Annotated in this window: 24 protein-coding genes and 1 pseudogene; 6 read left to right on the plus strand and 19 right to left on the minus strand. The window is 66.7% G+C overall.

Going from position 1 to position 15,413, the window contains the following annotated elements:
- Positions 1 to 66: 66 nt before the first annotated feature.
- From ABD140_RS37340 to ABD140_RS37400, 13 genes are all read right to left on the minus strand, one after another.
- Positions 67 to 402: a hypothetical protein gene (locus ABD140_RS37340; protein ID WP_344247300.1), complete on the minus strand. Its 336-nt coding sequence runs from the start codon at positions 400 to 402 to the stop codon at positions 67 to 69.
- Positions 402 to 668, minus strand: a complete 267-nt coding sequence (locus ABD140_RS37345; RefSeq protein WP_344247302.1) for a hypothetical protein — start codon at positions 666 to 668, stop codon at positions 402 to 404. Before ABD140_RS37345 ends, ABD140_RS37340 begins: the two co-directional genes overlap by 1 nt.
- Positions 668 to 952 (minus strand): hypothetical protein, encoded by a 285-nt coding sequence (locus ABD140_RS37350; RefSeq protein WP_344247304.1) that lies wholly within the window; start codon positions 950 to 952, stop codon positions 668 to 670. The genes ABD140_RS37345 and ABD140_RS37350 overlap by 1 nt, the downstream gene beginning before the upstream one ends.
- A gap of 50 nt (positions 953 to 1,002) precedes the next feature.
- Positions 1,003 to 1,464: a Pycsar system effector family protein gene (locus ABD140_RS37355; RefSeq protein WP_344247306.1), complete on the minus strand. Its 462-nt coding sequence runs from the start codon at positions 1,462 to 1,464 to the stop codon at positions 1,003 to 1,005.
- Complete coding sequence (locus ABD140_RS37360) at positions 1,461 to 2,444, minus strand: hypothetical protein (protein ID WP_344247308.1); 984 nt, start codon at positions 2,442 to 2,444, stop codon at positions 1,461 to 1,463. Before ABD140_RS37360 ends, ABD140_RS37355 begins: the two co-directional genes overlap by 4 nt.
- 92 nt (positions 2,445 to 2,536) lie before the next feature.
- Positions 2,537 to 2,692, minus strand: coding sequence for a hypothetical protein (locus tag ABD140_RS37365; RefSeq protein WP_344247310.1), 156 nt, complete (start codon positions 2,690 to 2,692; stop codon positions 2,537 to 2,539).
- A complete protein-coding gene (locus ABD140_RS37370) occupies positions 2,689 to 2,817 on the minus strand; it encodes a hypothetical protein (RefSeq protein WP_344247312.1) in 129 nt (42 codons plus the stop codon). The genes ABD140_RS37365 and ABD140_RS37370 overlap by 4 nt, the downstream gene beginning before the upstream one ends.
- On the minus strand, positions 2,814 to 2,948 hold the full coding sequence (locus tag ABD140_RS37375) for a hypothetical protein (protein WP_344247314.1): 135 nt from the start codon (positions 2,946 to 2,948) through the stop codon (positions 2,814 to 2,816). The genes ABD140_RS37370 and ABD140_RS37375 overlap by 4 nt, the downstream gene beginning before the upstream one ends.
- Entirely contained in the window at positions 2,945 to 3,079 is a 135-nt protein-coding gene (locus tag ABD140_RS37380; protein ID WP_344247316.1) for a hypothetical protein, read from the minus strand. Before ABD140_RS37380 ends, ABD140_RS37375 begins: the two co-directional genes overlap by 4 nt.
- Before the next feature lie 141 nt (positions 3,080 to 3,220).
- The gene (locus ABD140_RS37385; RefSeq protein WP_344247318.1) at positions 3,221 to 4,279 is read right to left on the minus strand and encodes a hypothetical protein; all 1,059 of its coding nucleotides are present in this window, start codon (positions 4,277 to 4,279) and stop codon (positions 3,221 to 3,223) included.
- Positions 4,280 to 4,453, minus strand: coding sequence for a hypothetical protein (locus ABD140_RS37390; RefSeq protein WP_344247321.1), 174 nt, complete (start codon positions 4,451 to 4,453; stop codon positions 4,280 to 4,282). It lies immediately after the preceding gene.
- A complete protein-coding gene (locus tag ABD140_RS37395; RefSeq protein ID WP_344247323.1) occupies positions 4,453 to 5,028 on the minus strand; it encodes a hypothetical protein in 576 nt (191 codons plus the stop codon). Before ABD140_RS37395 ends, ABD140_RS37390 begins: the two co-directional genes overlap by 1 nt.
- Before the next feature lie 82 nt (positions 5,029 to 5,110).
- On the minus strand, positions 5,111 to 5,500 hold the full coding sequence (locus tag ABD140_RS37400; RefSeq protein ID WP_344247324.1) for a hypothetical protein: 390 nt from the start codon (positions 5,498 to 5,500) through the stop codon (positions 5,111 to 5,113).
- A 384-nt stretch (positions 5,501 to 5,884) separates the two neighbouring features.
- Here ABD140_RS37400 and ABD140_RS37405 point away from each other — a divergent pair, with 384 nt between their 5' ends.
- Together ABD140_RS37405 and ABD140_RS37410 are read left to right on the plus strand one after the other, a co-directional pair.
- On the plus strand, positions 5,885 to 6,397 hold the full coding sequence (locus ABD140_RS37405) for a UTRA domain-containing protein (protein WP_344247325.1): 513 nt from the start codon (positions 5,885 to 5,887) through the stop codon (positions 6,395 to 6,397).
- A gap of 2 nt (positions 6,398 to 6,399) precedes the next feature.
- Positions 6,400 to 7,185 carry a GntR family transcriptional regulator gene (locus ABD140_RS37410; protein WP_344247328.1) on the plus strand — a complete coding sequence of 262 codons (786 nt, stop codon included), beginning with the start codon at positions 6,400 to 6,402 and terminating at the stop codon, positions 7,183 to 7,185.
- Between the two features lie 55 nt (positions 7,186 to 7,240).
- Here ABD140_RS37410 and ABD140_RS37415 read toward each other — a convergent pair whose 3' ends face one another.
- The 6 genes from ABD140_RS37415 to ABD140_RS37440 form a co-directional block, all read right to left on the minus strand.
- Positions 7,241 to 7,603, minus strand: coding sequence for a hypothetical protein (locus tag ABD140_RS37415; RefSeq protein ID WP_344247330.1), 363 nt, complete (start codon positions 7,601 to 7,603; stop codon positions 7,241 to 7,243).
- A gap of 262 nt (positions 7,604 to 7,865) precedes the next feature.
- On the minus strand, positions 7,866 to 9,401 hold the full coding sequence (locus tag ABD140_RS37420; protein WP_344247332.1) for a relaxase/mobilization nuclease domain-containing protein: 1,536 nt from the start codon (positions 9,399 to 9,401) through the stop codon (positions 7,866 to 7,868).
- 11 nt (positions 9,402 to 9,412) lie between these two features.
- Positions 9,413 to 9,790 (minus strand): plasmid mobilization relaxosome protein MobC, encoded by a 378-nt coding sequence (gene mobC, locus ABD140_RS37425; protein ID WP_344247334.1) that lies wholly within the window; start codon positions 9,788 to 9,790, stop codon positions 9,413 to 9,415.
- A gap of 577 nt (positions 9,791 to 10,367) precedes the next feature.
- Complete coding sequence (locus tag ABD140_RS37430; protein WP_344247336.1) at positions 10,368 to 10,580, minus strand: hypothetical protein; 213 nt, start codon at positions 10,578 to 10,580, stop codon at positions 10,368 to 10,370.
- Positions 10,577 to 11,263 carry a hypothetical protein gene (locus ABD140_RS37435; protein WP_344247338.1) on the minus strand — a complete coding sequence of 229 codons (687 nt, stop codon included), beginning with the start codon at positions 11,261 to 11,263 and terminating at the stop codon, positions 10,577 to 10,579. The genes ABD140_RS37430 and ABD140_RS37435 overlap by 4 nt, the downstream gene beginning before the upstream one ends.
- A 51-nt stretch (positions 11,264 to 11,314) precedes the next feature.
- Positions 11,315 to 11,842 (minus strand): phosphotransferase family protein, encoded by a 528-nt coding sequence (locus tag ABD140_RS37440; RefSeq protein WP_344247340.1) that lies wholly within the window; start codon positions 11,840 to 11,842, stop codon positions 11,315 to 11,317.
- Between the two features lie 649 nt (positions 11,843 to 12,491).
- Between ABD140_RS37440 and ABD140_RS37445 the strand changes: the two genes are divergently transcribed.
- The 4 genes and pseudogenes from ABD140_RS37445 to ABD140_RS37460 all read left to right on the plus strand — a co-directional run bounded on the left by ABD140_RS37445 (position 12,492) and on the right by ABD140_RS37460 (position 15,174).
- Positions 12,492 to 13,127, plus strand: coding sequence for a hypothetical protein (locus tag ABD140_RS37445; RefSeq protein WP_344247342.1), 636 nt, complete (start codon positions 12,492 to 12,494; stop codon positions 13,125 to 13,127).
- Between the two features lie 33 nt (positions 13,128 to 13,160).
- Positions 13,161 to 13,691 carry a hypothetical protein gene (locus tag ABD140_RS37450; RefSeq protein WP_344247344.1) on the plus strand — a complete coding sequence of 177 codons (531 nt, stop codon included), beginning with the start codon at positions 13,161 to 13,163 and terminating at the stop codon, positions 13,689 to 13,691.
- 21 nt (positions 13,692 to 13,712) lie between these two features.
- Positions 13,713 to 14,042 (plus strand): hypothetical protein, encoded by a 330-nt coding sequence (locus ABD140_RS37455; protein WP_344247346.1) that lies wholly within the window; start codon positions 13,713 to 13,715, stop codon positions 14,040 to 14,042.
- 224 nt (positions 14,043 to 14,266) lie between these two features.
- Positions 14,267 to 15,174, plus strand: a pseudogene (locus ABD140_RS37460) (IS5 family transposase).
- Positions 15,175 to 15,413 lie beyond the last annotated feature (239 nt).

Genomic DNA, 15,413 nt, shown 5'->3' on the forward strand with positions numbered 1-15,413 from the left:
GCTCCTTCCAAGCCATGGGACGGCGGGCGGCGCCGCCCACATCGGTGAGCGGCGCCGCGAGGGTGGTCAGTGCTTTCGGCGGTGGCCCGCCTGGCTGAAGTGCTTGCTGTAGGCGCGGTGGAACTTGGCGACCTCGGAAGCCATTCCGGCCGCCAGCTCCTGGGCGCGGTTAAGGCGCTTGGCCACACGGCGGGCCTTGAGTCGGGCGTCCAGGCCGAACAGCAGCGGGTGCCCGCGCAGGGTCTCCATCGCTGCCCGCGAGTCGCCGGCGGCCATCTCCAGCTCGAAGGCGAAGCGGCGGCCGAGGCGTTCACCGCGGTCGCTGTAGGTTTTGAAGTTCTCGCTCAGCTTGCCCTTGAACTCGATCTTCGCCAGCTCGGAGAACTTGCGGTCCTTGGACATCAGGGCTCCACCTCGCACTCGGGGTCGTCGACGACCTCGGCATCGACGTAACCGTGTCGGCCTGCCCGGTACTCGTCGGCGATGACGTGGCCGAGACGGGATAGGGCAGGAGCCAGGGGGCGGATGCCTATCAAGGCCGTGAGTAGGGCGTCTATGCCGGTCAGCAGAAGCAGCAGGACGGCTCGCAGACCGTCGTAGACGGTGGGCTCGTCGTGGCCGGAGCCCGGCCGCTGCCGACGGCCGGGCTCGTGGAGGTGCACCACCATCACCGAGAGCCCTTGATCGCCCGCCGAGTGATGGCCTCGTGGGTGCCGAAGCGGCAGGCGACGGGGGCGACCAGGCCGCTGAGGAGGGTCAGCCAGAACAGCGGCCCGTCAGGCTCGTTGACCATGGCGATAGCCAGGGTGCAGAGCCCGACGGCCATGAGGACTCGATCGGCGGGATCGGTCATCCGCAGGAGCAGGTCCCGCGGGTCGTTGTGGCGCAGAGAAGTCGCGTCGAAGGCGCGGCGGTCGGTGTGCTTGCTGATGAAGGTCGTCACGTTGAGCATTGCAAGGCCTCCTTCAGGCCAGAGGTAAGGGAGTTGCTGGTGAAGAAGGGTCAGATGGCCAAGCCTGCGAGGGCCGCGACGGCCACCACGATCACTCCGGCGGCCAGGAGGTTGACCGCTGTGCGCAGCGCGGCGTACTTACGGCGAGCGAGCGTCGACAGGAAGACCAGTTCGCGGGAGGCGTGGGTGTCCTCGCGAGCCGCGAGGATCTCCCCGCAGATATCGCCGGGTGTCATGTCGGCCCACCGGCAGAACCCGGTGGAACCGAGTTGCGGGCGCAGGACACGGACGAGCAGGACCAGCGCCGCACCCGCCCAGCAGACCGCAGCGACCACCGCCAGCACCCGCACCGCTAGGTCCAGGCGCTGGGTGGAGGCCTGCATCAGGAAGGCGAGACCGGCGCCGGCCAAGCCGACCAAGGCGCCGCACTTGGCGTCGATACGGGTCAGCTCGCCACGCACGGCCATCAGCTCGGAGGCGAGGATGCGGGCGGTCTTAGTGGGGGTGCTCACGCGGACCCACCTCGCAGTGCGTCCCGGACGGCACGGGCGCTATCGGTGCTGCACCCCAGTTCCTTGCGCAGCGCGGTGGCCGACGGCTCAGTGGACAGCCGACCGGAGGCGATCAGCCGACGGGCCTTGGCGATCAGCTCCTGCGCATCCACCCGAGTAGAGGGGCTACTGATCTCCGGCGGAGCGGGTGCGTTTTGCCTGTACGTCGGGGTAGTAGGGGTGTCAGTAGCCCCCTGTTGGGGAGCAGGGGTGGAGAAGCCTTTGAGGATGATCGGCAGGACCATCACGACGGCCGCCGCGACGATCGGTCCCATGATGTGGAGCGTCAGGGTGGAGAAGACGAACTCCTCGGCCACCAGCGGGGTGTAGGGCCAGGCGTTCATGCCCAGACTCAGGAGGAGGAACAGGGCCTCGACCCAGTTGAGCACGGTGCTCTTCAGGGGACGTCCCTGGGCCGCCAGATAGGCGCGGGCGCCGACGGTGCCCAGCAGAGGCAGGGAGACGAACGGCTCCACTACCCAGGCGAACCACCACTTGGGCGAGTAGTCGGCGGCGTCCTCGGAGGCGAACTCCTGGACTCCGGCGGTGCTCCAGCCCAGCGCCAGGACGAGGGCGACCATGAAGGCAGTGACCACGATGCGCCGGACCTGGGCGTCCTGCCAGGCGCGCATCATCGGGTCCTGGGACAGCTGGTAGAGCCGCTTGGCTTCGGCGGCCTTCATCCGGCGTTTGCGGACCTTGGGGGTGTCCACCAACAGCGGGGTGTCATCGTTCTGGAGCTCGGCCAAGCGGCGGGCTTCGGCGACCTGGGCGCGCAGCGCGCGCACCCGCCGGGTCTCGCCGTCGTCGGGCTGCTCGGTCGACTCGACGCCGACGTCGTCGGCGTCCGGGGCCTGAGCGGCAACGTACCGCTCGATTTGAGCCAGGCCGTGCTGGATGTCTTCGGGAGGCGGGTCGGGGGTGGGGGCGGTCGTGTTCATCGGCTTTCTCCCATCAGGTCCTGCGGGGACATGGCAAACGCGCGGCCTCGGGAGCAGGCCGTGATGGGCTGCTCCCGAGGCCGCGAGGCAGGTCACTTGCAGGTGGTGCAGGGGATCGGTTTCTTGGTGGCCACTGCGCCGGTGATCGGGTGGAAGGTGCGGATCACACCGATCCGGCCGCTACCGCCGCAGGTGGTGCACGGCGGTTTCGGGGCGGGCTTGGTCTTCGGCTTCTTGGCCTTGCTCACAGCGCTGCCTCCCGGACGTGGCCGGTGGTGTGGTGGCCGGGCGGGCAGGGCCCGGTGGCGTGGAAGTTGCCGCACAGGACGCAGACCCAGCGGACGCGGCTGACGGCGTGCAGGATGCGGGTCACAGCGTCACCTGCCAGGTGTGGCCGAGGACGCAGCGGTAGCGGTCGTTGAGCTGCTGAACGTCGGCGGTGCTCAGGCCGGTCTGGCCGGTCCAGGTGCCGCCTCGTCCGCAGTCGGGGCAGCAGGTGTTCACTTGCGGCCTCCGCGCAGGTGGTCGAGGTTGCCCTTGGGGTCCCAGCAGGAGCCGGTGGGGGTCGGCTCGCCGGTGCTGCCGCCGCCGCGGGCGGGGTCGTTTTCGGGCGGGTTGTGCGCGAGGATGGACATGGATCATCACTCCCTGGTCGTGCAGGTGGTGGGTGGTCAAGGGCCCGGTGGGAGTGCTGGAACACTCCTCCGGGCCCGTCTTGCCGTTCGGCCAGGACGATGTCCTGGCCGGCGCCGCGGTGATGGTGCGGCGGGTCTTGGTCAGCCCTTGTCGAGGGCTTCGGGGTGCAGGAGCCACGGAGCGCGGGACGAGACGCCCTGGCCCTGGGCGGTGGTTTCCAGCAGGGTCCACAGGACGGTGTTCTTGTCCGGGGCGGTGGCGGCGGCGTCGAAGGCGTCAGTGTCCCAGCTGGACTGGAACCGGGTGGGGTCGTCGTCGGCGTTGGAGGGTTCGGCGCGGAAGCGGGTGTAGGTCTCGTGGAAGCTCCTCCATCCGTTGCGGGTGCCCTCGGCCAGCCAGGGGAAGCGGGCGGCTCGTTCCTGCAACGTCGCGGCGTGGACCCGAGCGGCCTGGCGGGCTTCGGCGCTCCAGCGGTCGGGATGGGCGTCGGGGTCAGGCAGCTCGGCCACCAGCAGACGACGCAGCCTGTAGCGCAGAGAGTGAGCGTTGCTCCAGCAGATGAGCAGCGGTTCGTCGGTCGCGGACTCGGTGAGCCAGCGACCGATCAGCGTGAACGCCTCGTTCGGCTCCAGCGCGCCGGGAACCGCGTCCTGGTCGCCGGGGACGGCCAGATCGACGGTCAGCACCTGACGGACCGAGTTGAAGTCGAGCGGACGGGCGAGGCTGAGCTGACGAGGCCGGAAGGCGTCGTCAGCGGTCAGCAGGACCGCGGTGCGGTCGGTGAGCCGTGCGTGCAGCTGCTTGGCCTGCTCGGCGGCCTCCTGGTGCTTGTCGTGGATGCGGCGCACGGCCGCGCAGCGGTTGCAGGTGCGCCCCTTGCCCAACGGCACCGCCTCACCGAACTCGTCCAGCTGGCGGCCTGAGCAGAACCGGCAGACGAACTGCAGGCGGCGGGCTCGCTCCAGCACGGTCTTCTGCGCCGGGCTGGCTGTCCTCTTGAGGATGGTGTCGGCCAGGGCGTACAGGGGTGCGTAGGAGTTGCCGTGGTAGAGCACCTGCCCGACGGGAGCGGTGTTCTTGGCGGGCTTGCGGGGCGGTTCCATCTGGGCGAGCTGGGTCTTGGTGAACAGCCCGACGGGGACCTGGCCCCAGTGGGTGTAGCGGGGGATGTCGGGTAGCGCGGGCTGGTAGCCGGCCACTCACTTCACCTGCCCTTCGGTGCGGTCGGGCAGCTCGGCCTCGATGTAGAGGGAGACGAGCTGGCTGTCGCGGCGGGGGTAGAGGCGGGAGGTCTCCAACACGGTGAACAGGCCGCCGATCAGCTCGGCGGCCTGTTCGACCTCGGTTTCGGTGCCGGTGAGGCGGATCTTCATCAGTCCAGGGCCTTCAGCACCGGGGCCAGGCGCTCCTCCAGGAGGGCGCCCAGGCGCTTGATGGCGGCCTTGGCGTCGCGGACCGTCAGGTCCTTGGGGGCGTCGGTGGGGGTGTGGAGCTGGGCGGCGGGGATGTGGAAGAGCAGGGTGGTGCTGGTGAGCATCGCCGGGCGGTAGGCCACGTCGTTGTCCAGCGGCGTGTAGTAGCCGCTGAGGTTGGCGAAGCTGCTGCCGCGGTTCCATTCCTGGAAGCCGCGCAGGTTGCGCAGCTGTGCGGGGCGGGGAACCGCCAGCTGCACGCGGGCGATGAGCGCGCCGTCGTACTCGCTGCCGGTGCAGGTGACGGACTGGACGCGCTCGGCCTGCCAGTCGAGGTAGGGCGGGGACATGGTGGGGCTGTTGGCGATCTCCCAGGACAGCTGGGTGAAGACCACCGGGTCGACGGTGACGGCCTGGGGGTCGTCCCAGTCGGCGAACTGGTCTTGCCGCTGACGCAGGTAGTAGCCGTAGCGGCTCACCCCGTCGCTGGCCGACTCGCGGTCGTGGGCGTCGTTGAAGCGGAACACACCGTTCATGAGCAGGAACTCCTTCGGGTTTCTGGGCGTGAAGAAGCCCCGCCCGGAAGACCCGGACGGGGCTGAGGAAGTGCGAGGCCGGTCAGACCGTGGCGGCACGCTGCTGGTGATAGCGGCGCAGCAGCTCGGCTTCCCTGGCCCGGGCCGCGCTCATCTGCGAGATCGCAGCGGGCGGGCTGGGCTTCGGGCGGACGAGCACCTTGGTGCCGCGCCGTGAGGCGGCGTCCCGGACGGCCTCGATGGCCTTGGGACGCCAATCCTCAACGGTGATGTCGACGCGGATGCGCTGGGCGCTGCCCGGGCAGCGGGACTTGCCGTCCTCGGCGCGATGCGGGACGACCATGCTCCGCTTGATCACCCGCCAGGTGTGGCAGTCGGTGCAGACCACCAGGGGCCGCCATCCCTCGCGCAGGTCGAGGTCGGCGGGGTTGAGGCGGCTGGCGAGGATGATCGGGCGGCCGTTGTGACGCATGTGAAGACCTCCGGCTGATCGGCTTTGCGCACTCCGCCCGCCACGGACCACACCCCGGCAGCGAGAGGGCAGAACCGGGGCGTCCCGTGAAGGACGGGCAGCACAGAGGCTGCGGAGCTGCTGATCGGCACCGGCGCGGGGACCTCGTACTTCGTCAACCCGGGCCGTGCGGTGTCGATCGTTATGCAGGTGGTGACTGTCTTCGGTTGGCTGGCGCCTTCTTGCCGGGTGATTCCCGGTTGTTCACGGCTACCGGCTTCACCGTACTTCTTTTCGCGAAAAGTAGCAAGGTTGACCTGATCGCCTATCGTGTAAAGCAGTAAGGAGCATCTGCCTTACGGAGAGGCGAAGAGGCCTGTGAAGAGCGGATGGACCAGCACGTCAATGCCGTATCTGGTTCCGCGTAGCGCTACGGAAGCCGATGCCTGGGCCCAGGAAGCCGCGGCTCGCGGCGGAACCGGAAGGCAGCACATCGTCTTCGCCGGTGAGACCGATCCGCCGACGGAAGTCGCGAGCCTGCTGGGTGTAGAGCCAGGGGGACGGGCCATCGTCCGGCGTCGGGTCATCTATCTGGACGACCGTCCTGTCGAGCTCACGGACTCCTTCTATCCGCTCTCGATTGCGGCGGGGACAGCCCTGGCGGAGCCGATCAAGATCAAGGGAGGTGCGGTCACCCTGCTTGCGAGCCTTGGTCACGTCGGCCGCCACGTCCAGGAGGACGTCACGGCAAGGCCGTCGACGGATGAGGACCGAGAGGTCTTCTCCCTCGGCGAGCATGATCCGGTCCTGGTGCTGACCCGCTTGATCCGCGACGAACACGAACGCCCGATCGAGGTCGACGTCATGACGATGCCAGCGCGTGGTGGACGCCTGCGCTACGAGCTCAAGGTTGGATGAACATGAAGGTCAGCGAGGAAGGATCGGCCGATCCGCGTCCGCTGCATCAGCGCATCGCGGCGGACCTGAGGGAGGAGATCCTCTCCGGAGAACTGCTTCCTGGTTCGACGCTGCCGTCGACGCAGCAACTGCGGGAGCGCTTCGGCGTGGCCAACGCGACGATCCAGAAGGCTTTGCAGGTCCTTAAGGACGAGGGGATGCTCCTTGGCAGGGCCGGTGCGAACGTCAGCGTTCGCGAACACCGTCAACGCACCATCCAACCCGCCATCACGATCGTGCCTGCGCCCCCTGGCCAGCCGTACGTCTGGCTCACCAAGGTTCCTCGGCCGGGTGAGTCGGGAGCCATCGAACTTCTTGAGGTCGCCGAAGTCCAACCGCCCGGAGAAGTCGCCGGCGCGCTCGGGCTTCCCGACGGCGGTACCGCGGTGCGGCGCTCTCAGCTCTTGCGGATCAACGGTGAGCCTGCCGAACTCGTCACGTCGTACTACCCGATCGAGCTCGCTCGTGGCACGGCAATGATGGAGAACCGAAAGATCAAGGGTGGCACTCCTCGCCTCCTGAAGGACATGGGATACCCGCCGCGCAAGAGCGTCGACCTGGTCTCCGCACGAGTTCCCACCCAGGAGCAGTACCGGAGGCTCGAACTCCCCAGCGACCTGCCCGTCCTGCGGACGTTCCGCGTCGTCTACAGCGACGATGAACGTCCTATCGAGGCAACGGTCATGGTGAAGGCCAGCCACCTTTATGAGCTCCAGTACGAGCTCACAGGCGAAACCGAATCTGCCTGAACGCCGCTTGGCAGCTGCCGGGAGACCGCGTCGGTCGTCCCGGCAGCTGCGTTTATCAGGCGATTTCCTGCCGATCTGGTGGCCGGAGAGCCGGAGGTGGTGTTCGTCGTCGGCGTTCTCCTGGTGGTGGGGTTGCGTGGGTGGCGCGGTGCCGGGCGAGGATTGCGGCGGCGTGGCCGTCGTCGTGGAGTTGTTGGACGGTGCGGTCGCGTTCGATGAGCTGGCTGCTTCCGGGGCAGCGCCGGGTGAGGGCGGGGTCTTCTGGGGGTTTGGGGTGGGGGCGGATGATCCAGCGGTCGAGAGGCTGCCAGCGGTGGCAGTGGGGACAGACCACGGCTCGGGCTGTTCCGTCGCCGAACCGGAAGTGGCCGGGCGGGATCGAGCTGGCCGGGATGGGAGGTTTCCGGGTCTTTCTCATCGGCTTCTCCCGAGGCCGTTCCGAGGGCTTTGTGACACACCGCAGCGGAACCGGGGCGGGGCCGGCGCGGTGATCCGCGTGGCCCCTTGCCGGGGTGGTGGAGCGCTCGGCAAAGGCAGACCCGTGGTCGGCAAGCCTTTGCCGACTCGGCTGGGCAAGAGCTTGCCCACCGGCCTGGGCAAGGCCGGGATGGGGGTAGGCAAGGTATTGCCTATGCAGGTAGAGGGTGGGCAAGCCCCCGCATGCCCGAGAAGTCGGCTGTTCATCGGCCCACTCCGCGGTCGGGCTCGCGGGACGGGGGCGCAGGGGTGCGCCGATGGGTGCTCGGATTGCTGCCGCGTCGTAGGAGGTCTTGGGGGGAGATGTCGTTGAGGAAGGAGACGGCGGCGCGGACTTCGGCGAGTTCGGGGTCGGGGTCCGGAGCTGAGGGGAGGCGTTGGATTTGGGAGAGCTGGGCGTTGGAGGCTGCGGTGAGTGCGGCGGCGTGCCGCTGCTGAGCTCTCGCTTCCAGTACGTCGATGATCGCGAAGACCAGGTCGATCAGTGCGCGGATCAGCTGCACCCATCCATTGCGGCTGCGTTCGGATCGTCCGATGGGTGCGTGCCGGGCGGTGTGCGCCACGCTGTGCAGGGGCCGTCGGCGGCGTGTTGGTCGGGTGCGGGATTGTCCGGCGCGGGCGAGTCCGTCGGCGGTGACGGCCAAGGGTCCTGGCCCGCGTTCGATGCGGTGCCACAGCACCGCGTATAGGCCTGCTGCCTCCCGAGCGGCGTCCGTCCAGGTGGAGACATCGGTGGGCGGTACTTGTTTGAGGCTCTGGGTGAAGGCGGTGACCTGTGCGGCAGCGGCCTCCCATGACGAAGAGGGAAGCCTTGGCGGGGGTGCCGTCGCGGGGCGGCTGCTGCGGCGCTGGTGAGCGGCAATCCAGGCGTCGGCGGCGTGTCGGGGGTCGGTGGCGGGCCAGCTGGTGCGCAGTGAAGGGAGGGTGAGGTCTGGGGCGAGTTTCCCGCCGCCGAACCAGACGGGCTTGCCGCCTTCCGGTGCGGGCAGGGCGACGGAGTAGCCGGTCACCGTGGCTTTGCCTGGTCCGTAGCGGGGTTGCACCAGAAGGCCGGCGGCGAGCAGTTCGGAGACGAACTCGACCTCGTTGCGGGCGGATGCTTCGGCGGCGCGGACGTGTCGGGCGAGAGTGAGCCGGTCGGGTTCGTCGCGCTGCCCGGAGTCGACGCGGGCGAGCTCGGCGCGGCTGATGGTAGGCATCCCCCTCGATGCGCGGCCTTCCACGACCGACAGCCCGAACCGGCGCTCCAGCTCGCCGCAGATCCGTGCCATGGCTTTCTTGTCCCGGCCCGGGTCGGCGAACGTGCCGTCCTCGCGGACCAGGTTGACCGCCAGGTGGATGTGGTCGTTGCCTCTTTTGCTGGGGCCGTGGTGGACCGCGATCCACCGGCATGCCGCCCGTCCTTGCTCGGGGTCGTCGGTGAACTTCAGCCGCTGCACCACCATCCGGGCAGCCTCAGCCCATTGGGTGTCGGTCAGTCGTTCGTCGGGCGGCAGGCTGATCGCGCAGTGCCACACCCAGCCGCGGAAAGGTTCGACAGTAGCCAGCCGCCGCAGGGCGTCCATATCCGCACTCAGCCGGCGGATCCGCTCCTGGTGGTGGGGCTGGTCCAGCCTGGTGCCGTCGGCCAGGTCCAGGACGTCATCGGCGGCGATGATCCGCTGATCGCGGTGCTCGTTGGCCTTACCCGGCCCGAACAGGTAGCCCACCAAACTGCCGATCGAGTGACCCCGCTTCATGATCTTATTGATCACCCCAGGCCCTCCAGGTCGTCGAGGAACGCACCCATCCGATCGACGAGGTTCACGACCGCGCGCAGCGCCGGGGCGATCTCAGCAGGGACAGTGCCGGTGCTGTTGGCGGTACGGGCAAGCTGGTTGATGTTGTTGCCCAACGCCCGCAGCAACCTTTGATGGGCTCCCAGCTGTCCGGACAGCGCCAGCCGGTCGGCGATCGACAACCGGTCCCGGCGTCTGACCGCCAGTAGAACGGTCTCGGCGATGAAGTGCGGAACGGTCAGCCCGGCCTCCGCCGCAGCCGCGGCGACGATCGTCTGCTCGGCGTCATCGAACCGGACCAGGTGTTGATGCCGGCGCCCACCGGGTACCCGACGACGACGCTGCGCCATGCTCACCACCCGCCCAGCGCAGCGTCCCGACCGGCCGCCGCGAAGCCGCGGCCAGCGCCCGCCGAGGACAGGCGGGTGCTCTTGCCCTTCAGGATCAGATCGCTGATCCTCATCTTGCTGCCGGTTGTCCTGGCAGTGGTGGGCAAGTCTGGCGGGGTGCCCAGTCGATACGCGCAGCAGTTCACTATGGACCTCCGGGACGTCGACTCCCGCCCAGTCAGAGACGGGATGTTTCGCCCGGAAGAAGGCATCGAAATGCCCAAGCCTGTGACGCAGCAGGCCATGGAAGGTTTTGTGGCCTGCATCACTATCGGTCCCATCTGGAGCCCTTCGGTGCGTAGACCGGCGACCCGGTTGGGTGCAGTGGTCCTTGCGAAGGAGAAGGGCTTCAGAGGCGAGAGACGTGACAGACGACTTCTAGTGATCTGCGTCACGCTCGTCTAGTCGTCCGAACCGGGAGCGACAGCTGCAACCGACTCGAAACGGATCATGCCCAACGTGGCACCGACCAGTCAAATGCCAGGGGCCCTCCGGCACGGTGATCTTCGTGCAGAAGGGCCCAGCAGGGCTCGTTTGGTCAGGCGGTGCGGCGGTCTTCGAGAGCCCATTTGGCGAGCCACTCCGAGAGGAGGGCCGCGCTCTTCTCGCGGTCGTCTTTCTCGTCGTGGAAGGCGGTCGCGTACAGGGCCTCATACCGAGGGTCGTCCGGGCTGATCAGTTCGGCACCGCATCCCACTTCGTGGGGAAGGAGAAGTTCGCCGTTCTTAATCACGGCTTTGGCGGGCGTCATCCCGTTATCACCTCCAGGCCGTACCTGCGCACATAGTAGCGCGCCACCATCTCGGTGACCTCTCGATGCCCGTTGAGAATGCGGTTCAGGCGGTCGAGCTGGTTGGTGGTGATCAAGGCCCACCCCTCGGCCCACCATTCCAGCGGATCGAGCCAGCGGTCGTAGGCGAAGTGCGGGCGGCAGAGATGCATGATGATCTGCCAGTCAGGTTGCTCGGCCATCCGGCGCGTGCGCTCGATGACATGGCCGAGTTCGTGATCGAGCAGGCTCGCCGAGACTGTTCGGCCCGTGCCGATGGCCACGATGCGACCGACCGTCACGCCGGGAACCTCGTCCCAGGTGATCGGCGAGCCGGGCCGGACCGGTTGACCCGCCAGGTATCCGAGGTGGTTCAGGTCGGGCACGTTGCCCTCACCGACCCACAACTCGTCCAGGGCGTTGATGACGAGGGCGGCGATATGGCTGGGCTGGGCGGCGATGCGGTCGATGACCGCGATGGTCTCAGCTGACGGCAGGCCGCGGGCCGGATCCCACTGGCGTCGCAGGATCGCTTCCCAGAAGCCGCAATTGCGACGGCCGTCGCGAGGTAGGGGGTCGGCTTCGACGGGATGAGGTGGGCACCAATAGGGGCCGCCCGAGTCGGGAGTGGTCATCGTCAGCGCATTCTTCCAGGTGCCGTGCACGAGCGGCGGCTGAACCGGAGAGGAAGGCGGGGCGGTTCGGTATCGGCGCCGCTACCGCTGATTTCTGCTCTCGAGGTACTGCTCCCACCGGCTGGTCAGGTCGGCGAGTTCGACGACCCATGCCTGCGGGTTTCGTTTCTCCTGGATCTGCCACTGTTCGGCGAGGCATCGGGAGAAGAGGTCGATGTGGTGGTCGGGCGCTGATGCCCAGGAGGGGAACTGCTCCAGCCATTCCGCGGCCTGGGTTGGGGCCATGCCGTCGCGAAGTAGCCACGGGATCAGGAGGCCCAGTTCTACCCAGGGGGCTCCGAAGCTGGTGAGCGCCCAGTCCACGACGACGGCTCTGCCGTCCGGAGTGATGAGGACGTTGCCGGGGTTGAGGTCGCAGTGCAGCAGCGCACGGCCAGCCATTGGTGAGGTGTCTTCATCGAGCGCTCTCCATCGGCGCTCGATCGGGGGGAGAGGCGCGGGAGGAACGGATGCGGCTTGGAGGAGGTGGATGACGTCGGCGAGAAGGTCCAGGTTAGGGCTGCCGGGTGCGTAGGAAGCCCTCCGCCCCTCGACGTACTCGAACCCCAAAAGCAGCCATCCCCCGGTTTCTGCGCTCCACAGAAGCCGGGGGGCGTGCTGGGTGACGTGCGGACCGATCGCTGCCTCGCGTCGGAGGGTGCGGATGGACCCTCACCGCGGCCACCGCATGACCACAAAAGGGGCTGCCCGGCCCACGGCCGGATAGTTCCAAACAAGATTTTCAGCGGTCTTCTAGGCCTGACCCGACGAACTCACCACCTGGATCCGCCGGCACTGGCACATCGAAGCCTTCCACCACATCCGAGACGTCACCTACCACGAACACGCCCGAACCCCCGACGCTACCTCGCCATCCTCGGCCCCTCAAACGGACACCAAGACCCATAACACCAGAACGCCGGAGCCATGGGGTGAGACAAGCCGATTGTGGTGATCAACCCGTCTACCAGGAGCTTCTCTGTCCCTTAGAGGTGAATCCTCAATCCGCAATCATGCCGTGACCAGCGCCCTCGCCAAGGATGAAAGACGCTCGCTGATGTGAATGCCACTACCCTGCGTGCTTCAAGATTCACAAGTTTGATCTTGACGACGGTAATTAATCATATTAACCTTGCGGTCAGCTAGGCGAAATACTTCGCCATGCCATGGATGCGCAATGACAAAGAATAGGCGATCGACATTGTCTCACAAACTACTTGTGGCATTTCCATTGATTGGCGCACTGATGCTCGCCGGGTGCGCGAAGTTGCCTGAGCGAGACCCGGAACCGGAGAGTACTTCAGATGGCCGGGAGGTCCTCTATTTCAAGGACGTCGAGACGATGACGGCGACCGCCGATATCGTCGTGAGAGGTCACGTGACCGAGGCCAACAAGGTGGGCCGGTGGATTGGGCCGCCGGAAGGTGAGGGAGAGGGTGGCGACCGGGATCAAATGCGCTTGATCACTCTCGCCATCGACGAAGCCTTCACCTCGAAGATCGGAGATCTGCCGAAGGAGATCTCCGTGGAGGAGGGCTACTGGACCGCCGATGGCACAGGTATCCAGGACTCAGGGGTCACCTGGAGCAAGGTCGGTGACGTCGGTTACTACTTCCTCACCCCGATCTCCAAGGGCGGATATCGGCTTTTGAACTCTCAGGGACGTATCTCCCTTTCTCAAGACAGCGCGAAGAGCCTCGATTCCGGGGAACTGGTTCCGACGGCAGACACGGACTCCGAAATCTTCACCCAGATCAAGGAGCTCACCCCGGTCGAGCTGGAAGAGAAGATTGAAAAAGCAGAGCAGGACCTTCGGGACGGAAAGATCGAGCCGCTTGAAGAAGGCCCGAGATAACAACTGTCAGATCCTCCCATTCAAGGATTATTCATGGCCTTCAAGCGCGCTTCCCTCCTGATTCCCACCATTCTCGTCGGCCTCGCCTGGCCAGTCCCTGCCTACGCCGGCCACGGGGGCAATGGCGTCGATCCGGACAACCAGAACCAGTACATCGAGGCGCCGGACAGTCTCACCACCTATGGCAGTGATGCCATGAACCACGGCAAAGCCCAACTGGAACGTAGCGACATCACGACCCACTGGGGCACAAACGATATCCGGGTGTACGACTACAATTACGGCGACACAGCGTGGGCGGGCAAGGCCGACTGCCTGGATCTGAACTGGCTCGGGCAGAGCTGCGATGTCATCCGGATCCGCTTCAACGAGCACAGTATGGCGGGGCATGGTCAAGGCTCCTGGAAGAGCCTAGGCTGCCACGAGTTCGGCCACACCGGCGATATCGGACACCGGCCGGCGAGCGGTGACACGGACAAAAACTCGTGCATGCGTGACGATGACATCTGGCCGCAGAATTTCGATTCGCACGATCTCGTGGCCATCAACTCTAGCACAAACTAGCGCTCGATGTGTAAGAAAGTAATGGTCGCCATTGTACTGATGTTCACTGCGGCCTGTGGTGCGGAGAACGCTCCTGCGAGTGCTGAGTTCTGCGCGGTGGCCGAGAAATTCACTATCGAGGGCTCAGGACACTGGGAGACTGGCGAGCGCGTCAACGCGCTGCGGCAACTGTCTCAGCTAGGGCCGAAGTCGCTTCGCAATGACTTCGACTACCTCCTCGAACTCGAAGCTGGTCATTCTTTGGATGATTCGACTGACTTCGATGGGGCGCTGGCGCGCACCGGCGGATATATGGAGCGCCAGTGTGACATCAATCTTCCAGGCATCCGGACAGACAGGGGCTCGACGTAGAGCGATGCTGCCAGATACAGAATGTAGGCTAAAGCACCTTCAGCTTCGGCCGGAGACTTGGACGCTCCAGTCGAGCTAATTCAGGGAGACTGGGTCTGGCCGAGGCTCTGTCATCAGCGAACTGACGGCCTCAAGGATAAGACTTGGGGCCGTCAGCCTCTTGCCCTTAGGACCTGTTTCGTGGATCTGCTGACAGCGGGCGTGTGATTGTTCACGCTTGGTGTGTGGGTCGTGGTGATCTGACGAATGAGGAATGGGAGCTGCTGCGGCCGCTCCTGCCGGTCGGTGGTGTGCGCGGGGGCCGGTGGAACGATCACTGCAAGGTGATCAACGGGGTGTTCTACCGGGCCCGCACCGGGGTGCCGTGGCGTGATCTTCCCGAGCGGTTCGGGCATTGGGTGACGGTCTATAAACGGCATCGCCGCTGGTCGCAAGACGGGACGTGGCAGCGGCTGCTGGCCGCGGTGCAGGCCGGGCAGGACGCCGAGGGCCGGATCGACTGGGCGGTGGCGGTGGACTCGACCATCGTGCGGGCCCACCAGCACGCCGCGGGAGCACCCCGCCAAAAAGGGGATCGGGCGGGGACGAAACGCCCGGAGAAGATTCGGACAGGGTTGGCGGCCAGGCTCGAGGAGCTGCTGCGGGAGAAGATCTAGGGCGCTCCCGCGGCGGGTTCTCCACCAAGATCCATCTGGCCGCCGACGGGAAGTGCAGGCCGCTGATGTTCCTGCTCACCGCAGGCCAGCGGGGTGACAGCCCGCAGTTCCAGCCCGTCCTCGACACCATCGCCGTCTCCCGCCGCGGGCCCGTCCGGCCCCGTTCCCGGCCGGACGCGGTGACCGCGGACAAGGCCTACTTCTCGCGCGCCAACCGCGCCTACCTGCGACGGCGCGGAATCCGGCACACTATCCCCGAGCCGAAGGACCAGCGGGCCAACCGGCGCAGACGCGGCAGCAAAGGCGGACGGCCCGCCGGCTTCGACGCCGGGCACTACAAGACTCGCAACACCGTCGAGCGGGCCATCAACCGGCTCAAAAACCACCGTGCGGTGGCCACCCGCTACGACAAGCGCACCACCATCTACCACGGAACCATCACCGTGACCGCCCTGTTCATCTGGCTCCGCACTTGATCCAAGAACAGGACCTAGGGCTTCAGGACAGAGCTCCTGCGGGGACGATGCGCTGGCAGGTTGTGGGGCTCACGGACCATTCACGGGCTCGTGTGCGAACGATCGTTTTGATAGAGGCAAAGGCGCAGGTGACAAGTTCACGGGTGATCTTGTGGTGGAGGTCTGTAAATCTGCCGGCTCAGCCTACGGTGGTTCGAACCCACCAGCCGCCACAGCAGCCGAAACGGCCCCCGACCTGC

The sequence above is a fragment of the Actinocorallia libanotica genome (assembly GCF_039525175.1).
In the GTDB taxonomy this organism is placed as follows: domain Bacteria; phylum Actinomycetota; class Actinomycetes; order Streptosporangiales; family Streptosporangiaceae; genus Actinocorallia; species Actinocorallia libanotica.

What these genes read in the sequence shown, in the direction of transcription:
- ABD140_RS37340 (WP_344247300.1), bottom strand. Translation starts at nt 402, where the DNA reads ATGTCCAAGGACCGCAAGTTCTCCGAGCTGGCGAAGATCGAGTTCAAG.
- ABD140_RS37345 (WP_344247302.1), bottom strand. Translation starts at nt 668, where the DNA reads ATGGTGGTGCACCTCCACGAGCCCGGCCGTCGGCAGCGGCCGGGCTCC.
- ABD140_RS37350 (WP_344247304.1), bottom strand. Translation starts at nt 952, where the DNA reads ATGCTCAACGTGACGACCTTCATCAGCAAGCACACCGACCGCCGCGCC.
- ABD140_RS37360 (WP_344247308.1), bottom strand. Translation starts at nt 2,444, where the DNA reads ATGAACACGACCGCCCCCACCCCCGACCCGCCTCCCGAAGACATCCAG.
- ABD140_RS37380 (WP_344247316.1), bottom strand. Translation starts at nt 3,079, where the DNA reads ATGTCCATCCTCGCGCACAACCCGCCCGAAAACGACCCCGCCCGCGGC.
- ABD140_RS37390 (WP_344247321.1), bottom strand. Translation starts at nt 4,453, where the DNA reads ATGAAGATCCGCCTCACCGGCACCGAAACCGAGGTCGAACAGGCCGCC.
- ABD140_RS37395 (WP_344247323.1), bottom strand. Translation starts at nt 5,028, where the DNA reads ATGAACGGTGTGTTCCGCTTCAACGACGCCCACGACCGCGAGTCGGCC.
- ABD140_RS37400 (WP_344247324.1), bottom strand. Translation starts at nt 5,500, where the DNA reads ATGCGTCACAACGGCCGCCCGATCATCCTCGCCAGCCGCCTCAACCCC.
- ABD140_RS37405 (WP_344247325.1), top strand. Translation starts at nt 5,885, where the DNA reads ATGCCGTATCTGGTTCCGCGTAGCGCTACGGAAGCCGATGCCTGGGCC.
- ABD140_RS37410 (WP_344247328.1), top strand. Translation starts at nt 6,400, where the DNA reads ATGAAGGTCAGCGAGGAAGGATCGGCCGATCCGCGTCCGCTGCATCAG.
- ABD140_RS37415 (WP_344247330.1), bottom strand. Translation starts at nt 7,603, where the DNA reads ATGAGAAAGACCCGGAAACCTCCCATCCCGGCCAGCTCGATCCCGCCC.
- ABD140_RS37420 (WP_344247332.1), bottom strand. Translation starts at nt 9,401, where the DNA reads ATGAAGCGGGGTCACTCGATCGGCAGTTTGGTGGGCTACCTGTTCGGG.
- mobC (WP_344247334.1), bottom strand. Translation starts at nt 9,790, where the DNA reads ATGGCGCAGCGTCGTCGTCGGGTACCCGGTGGGCGCCGGCATCAACAC.
- ABD140_RS37430 (WP_344247336.1), bottom strand. Translation starts at nt 10,580, where the DNA reads ATGACGCCCGCCAAAGCCGTGATTAAGAACGGCGAACTTCTCCTTCCC.
- ABD140_RS37450 (WP_344247344.1), top strand. Translation starts at nt 13,161, where the DNA reads ATGGCCTTCAAGCGCGCTTCCCTCCTGATTCCCACCATTCTCGTCGGC.
- ABD140_RS37455 (WP_344247346.1), top strand. Translation starts at nt 13,713, where the DNA reads ATGGTCGCCATTGTACTGATGTTCACTGCGGCCTGTGGTGCGGAGAAC.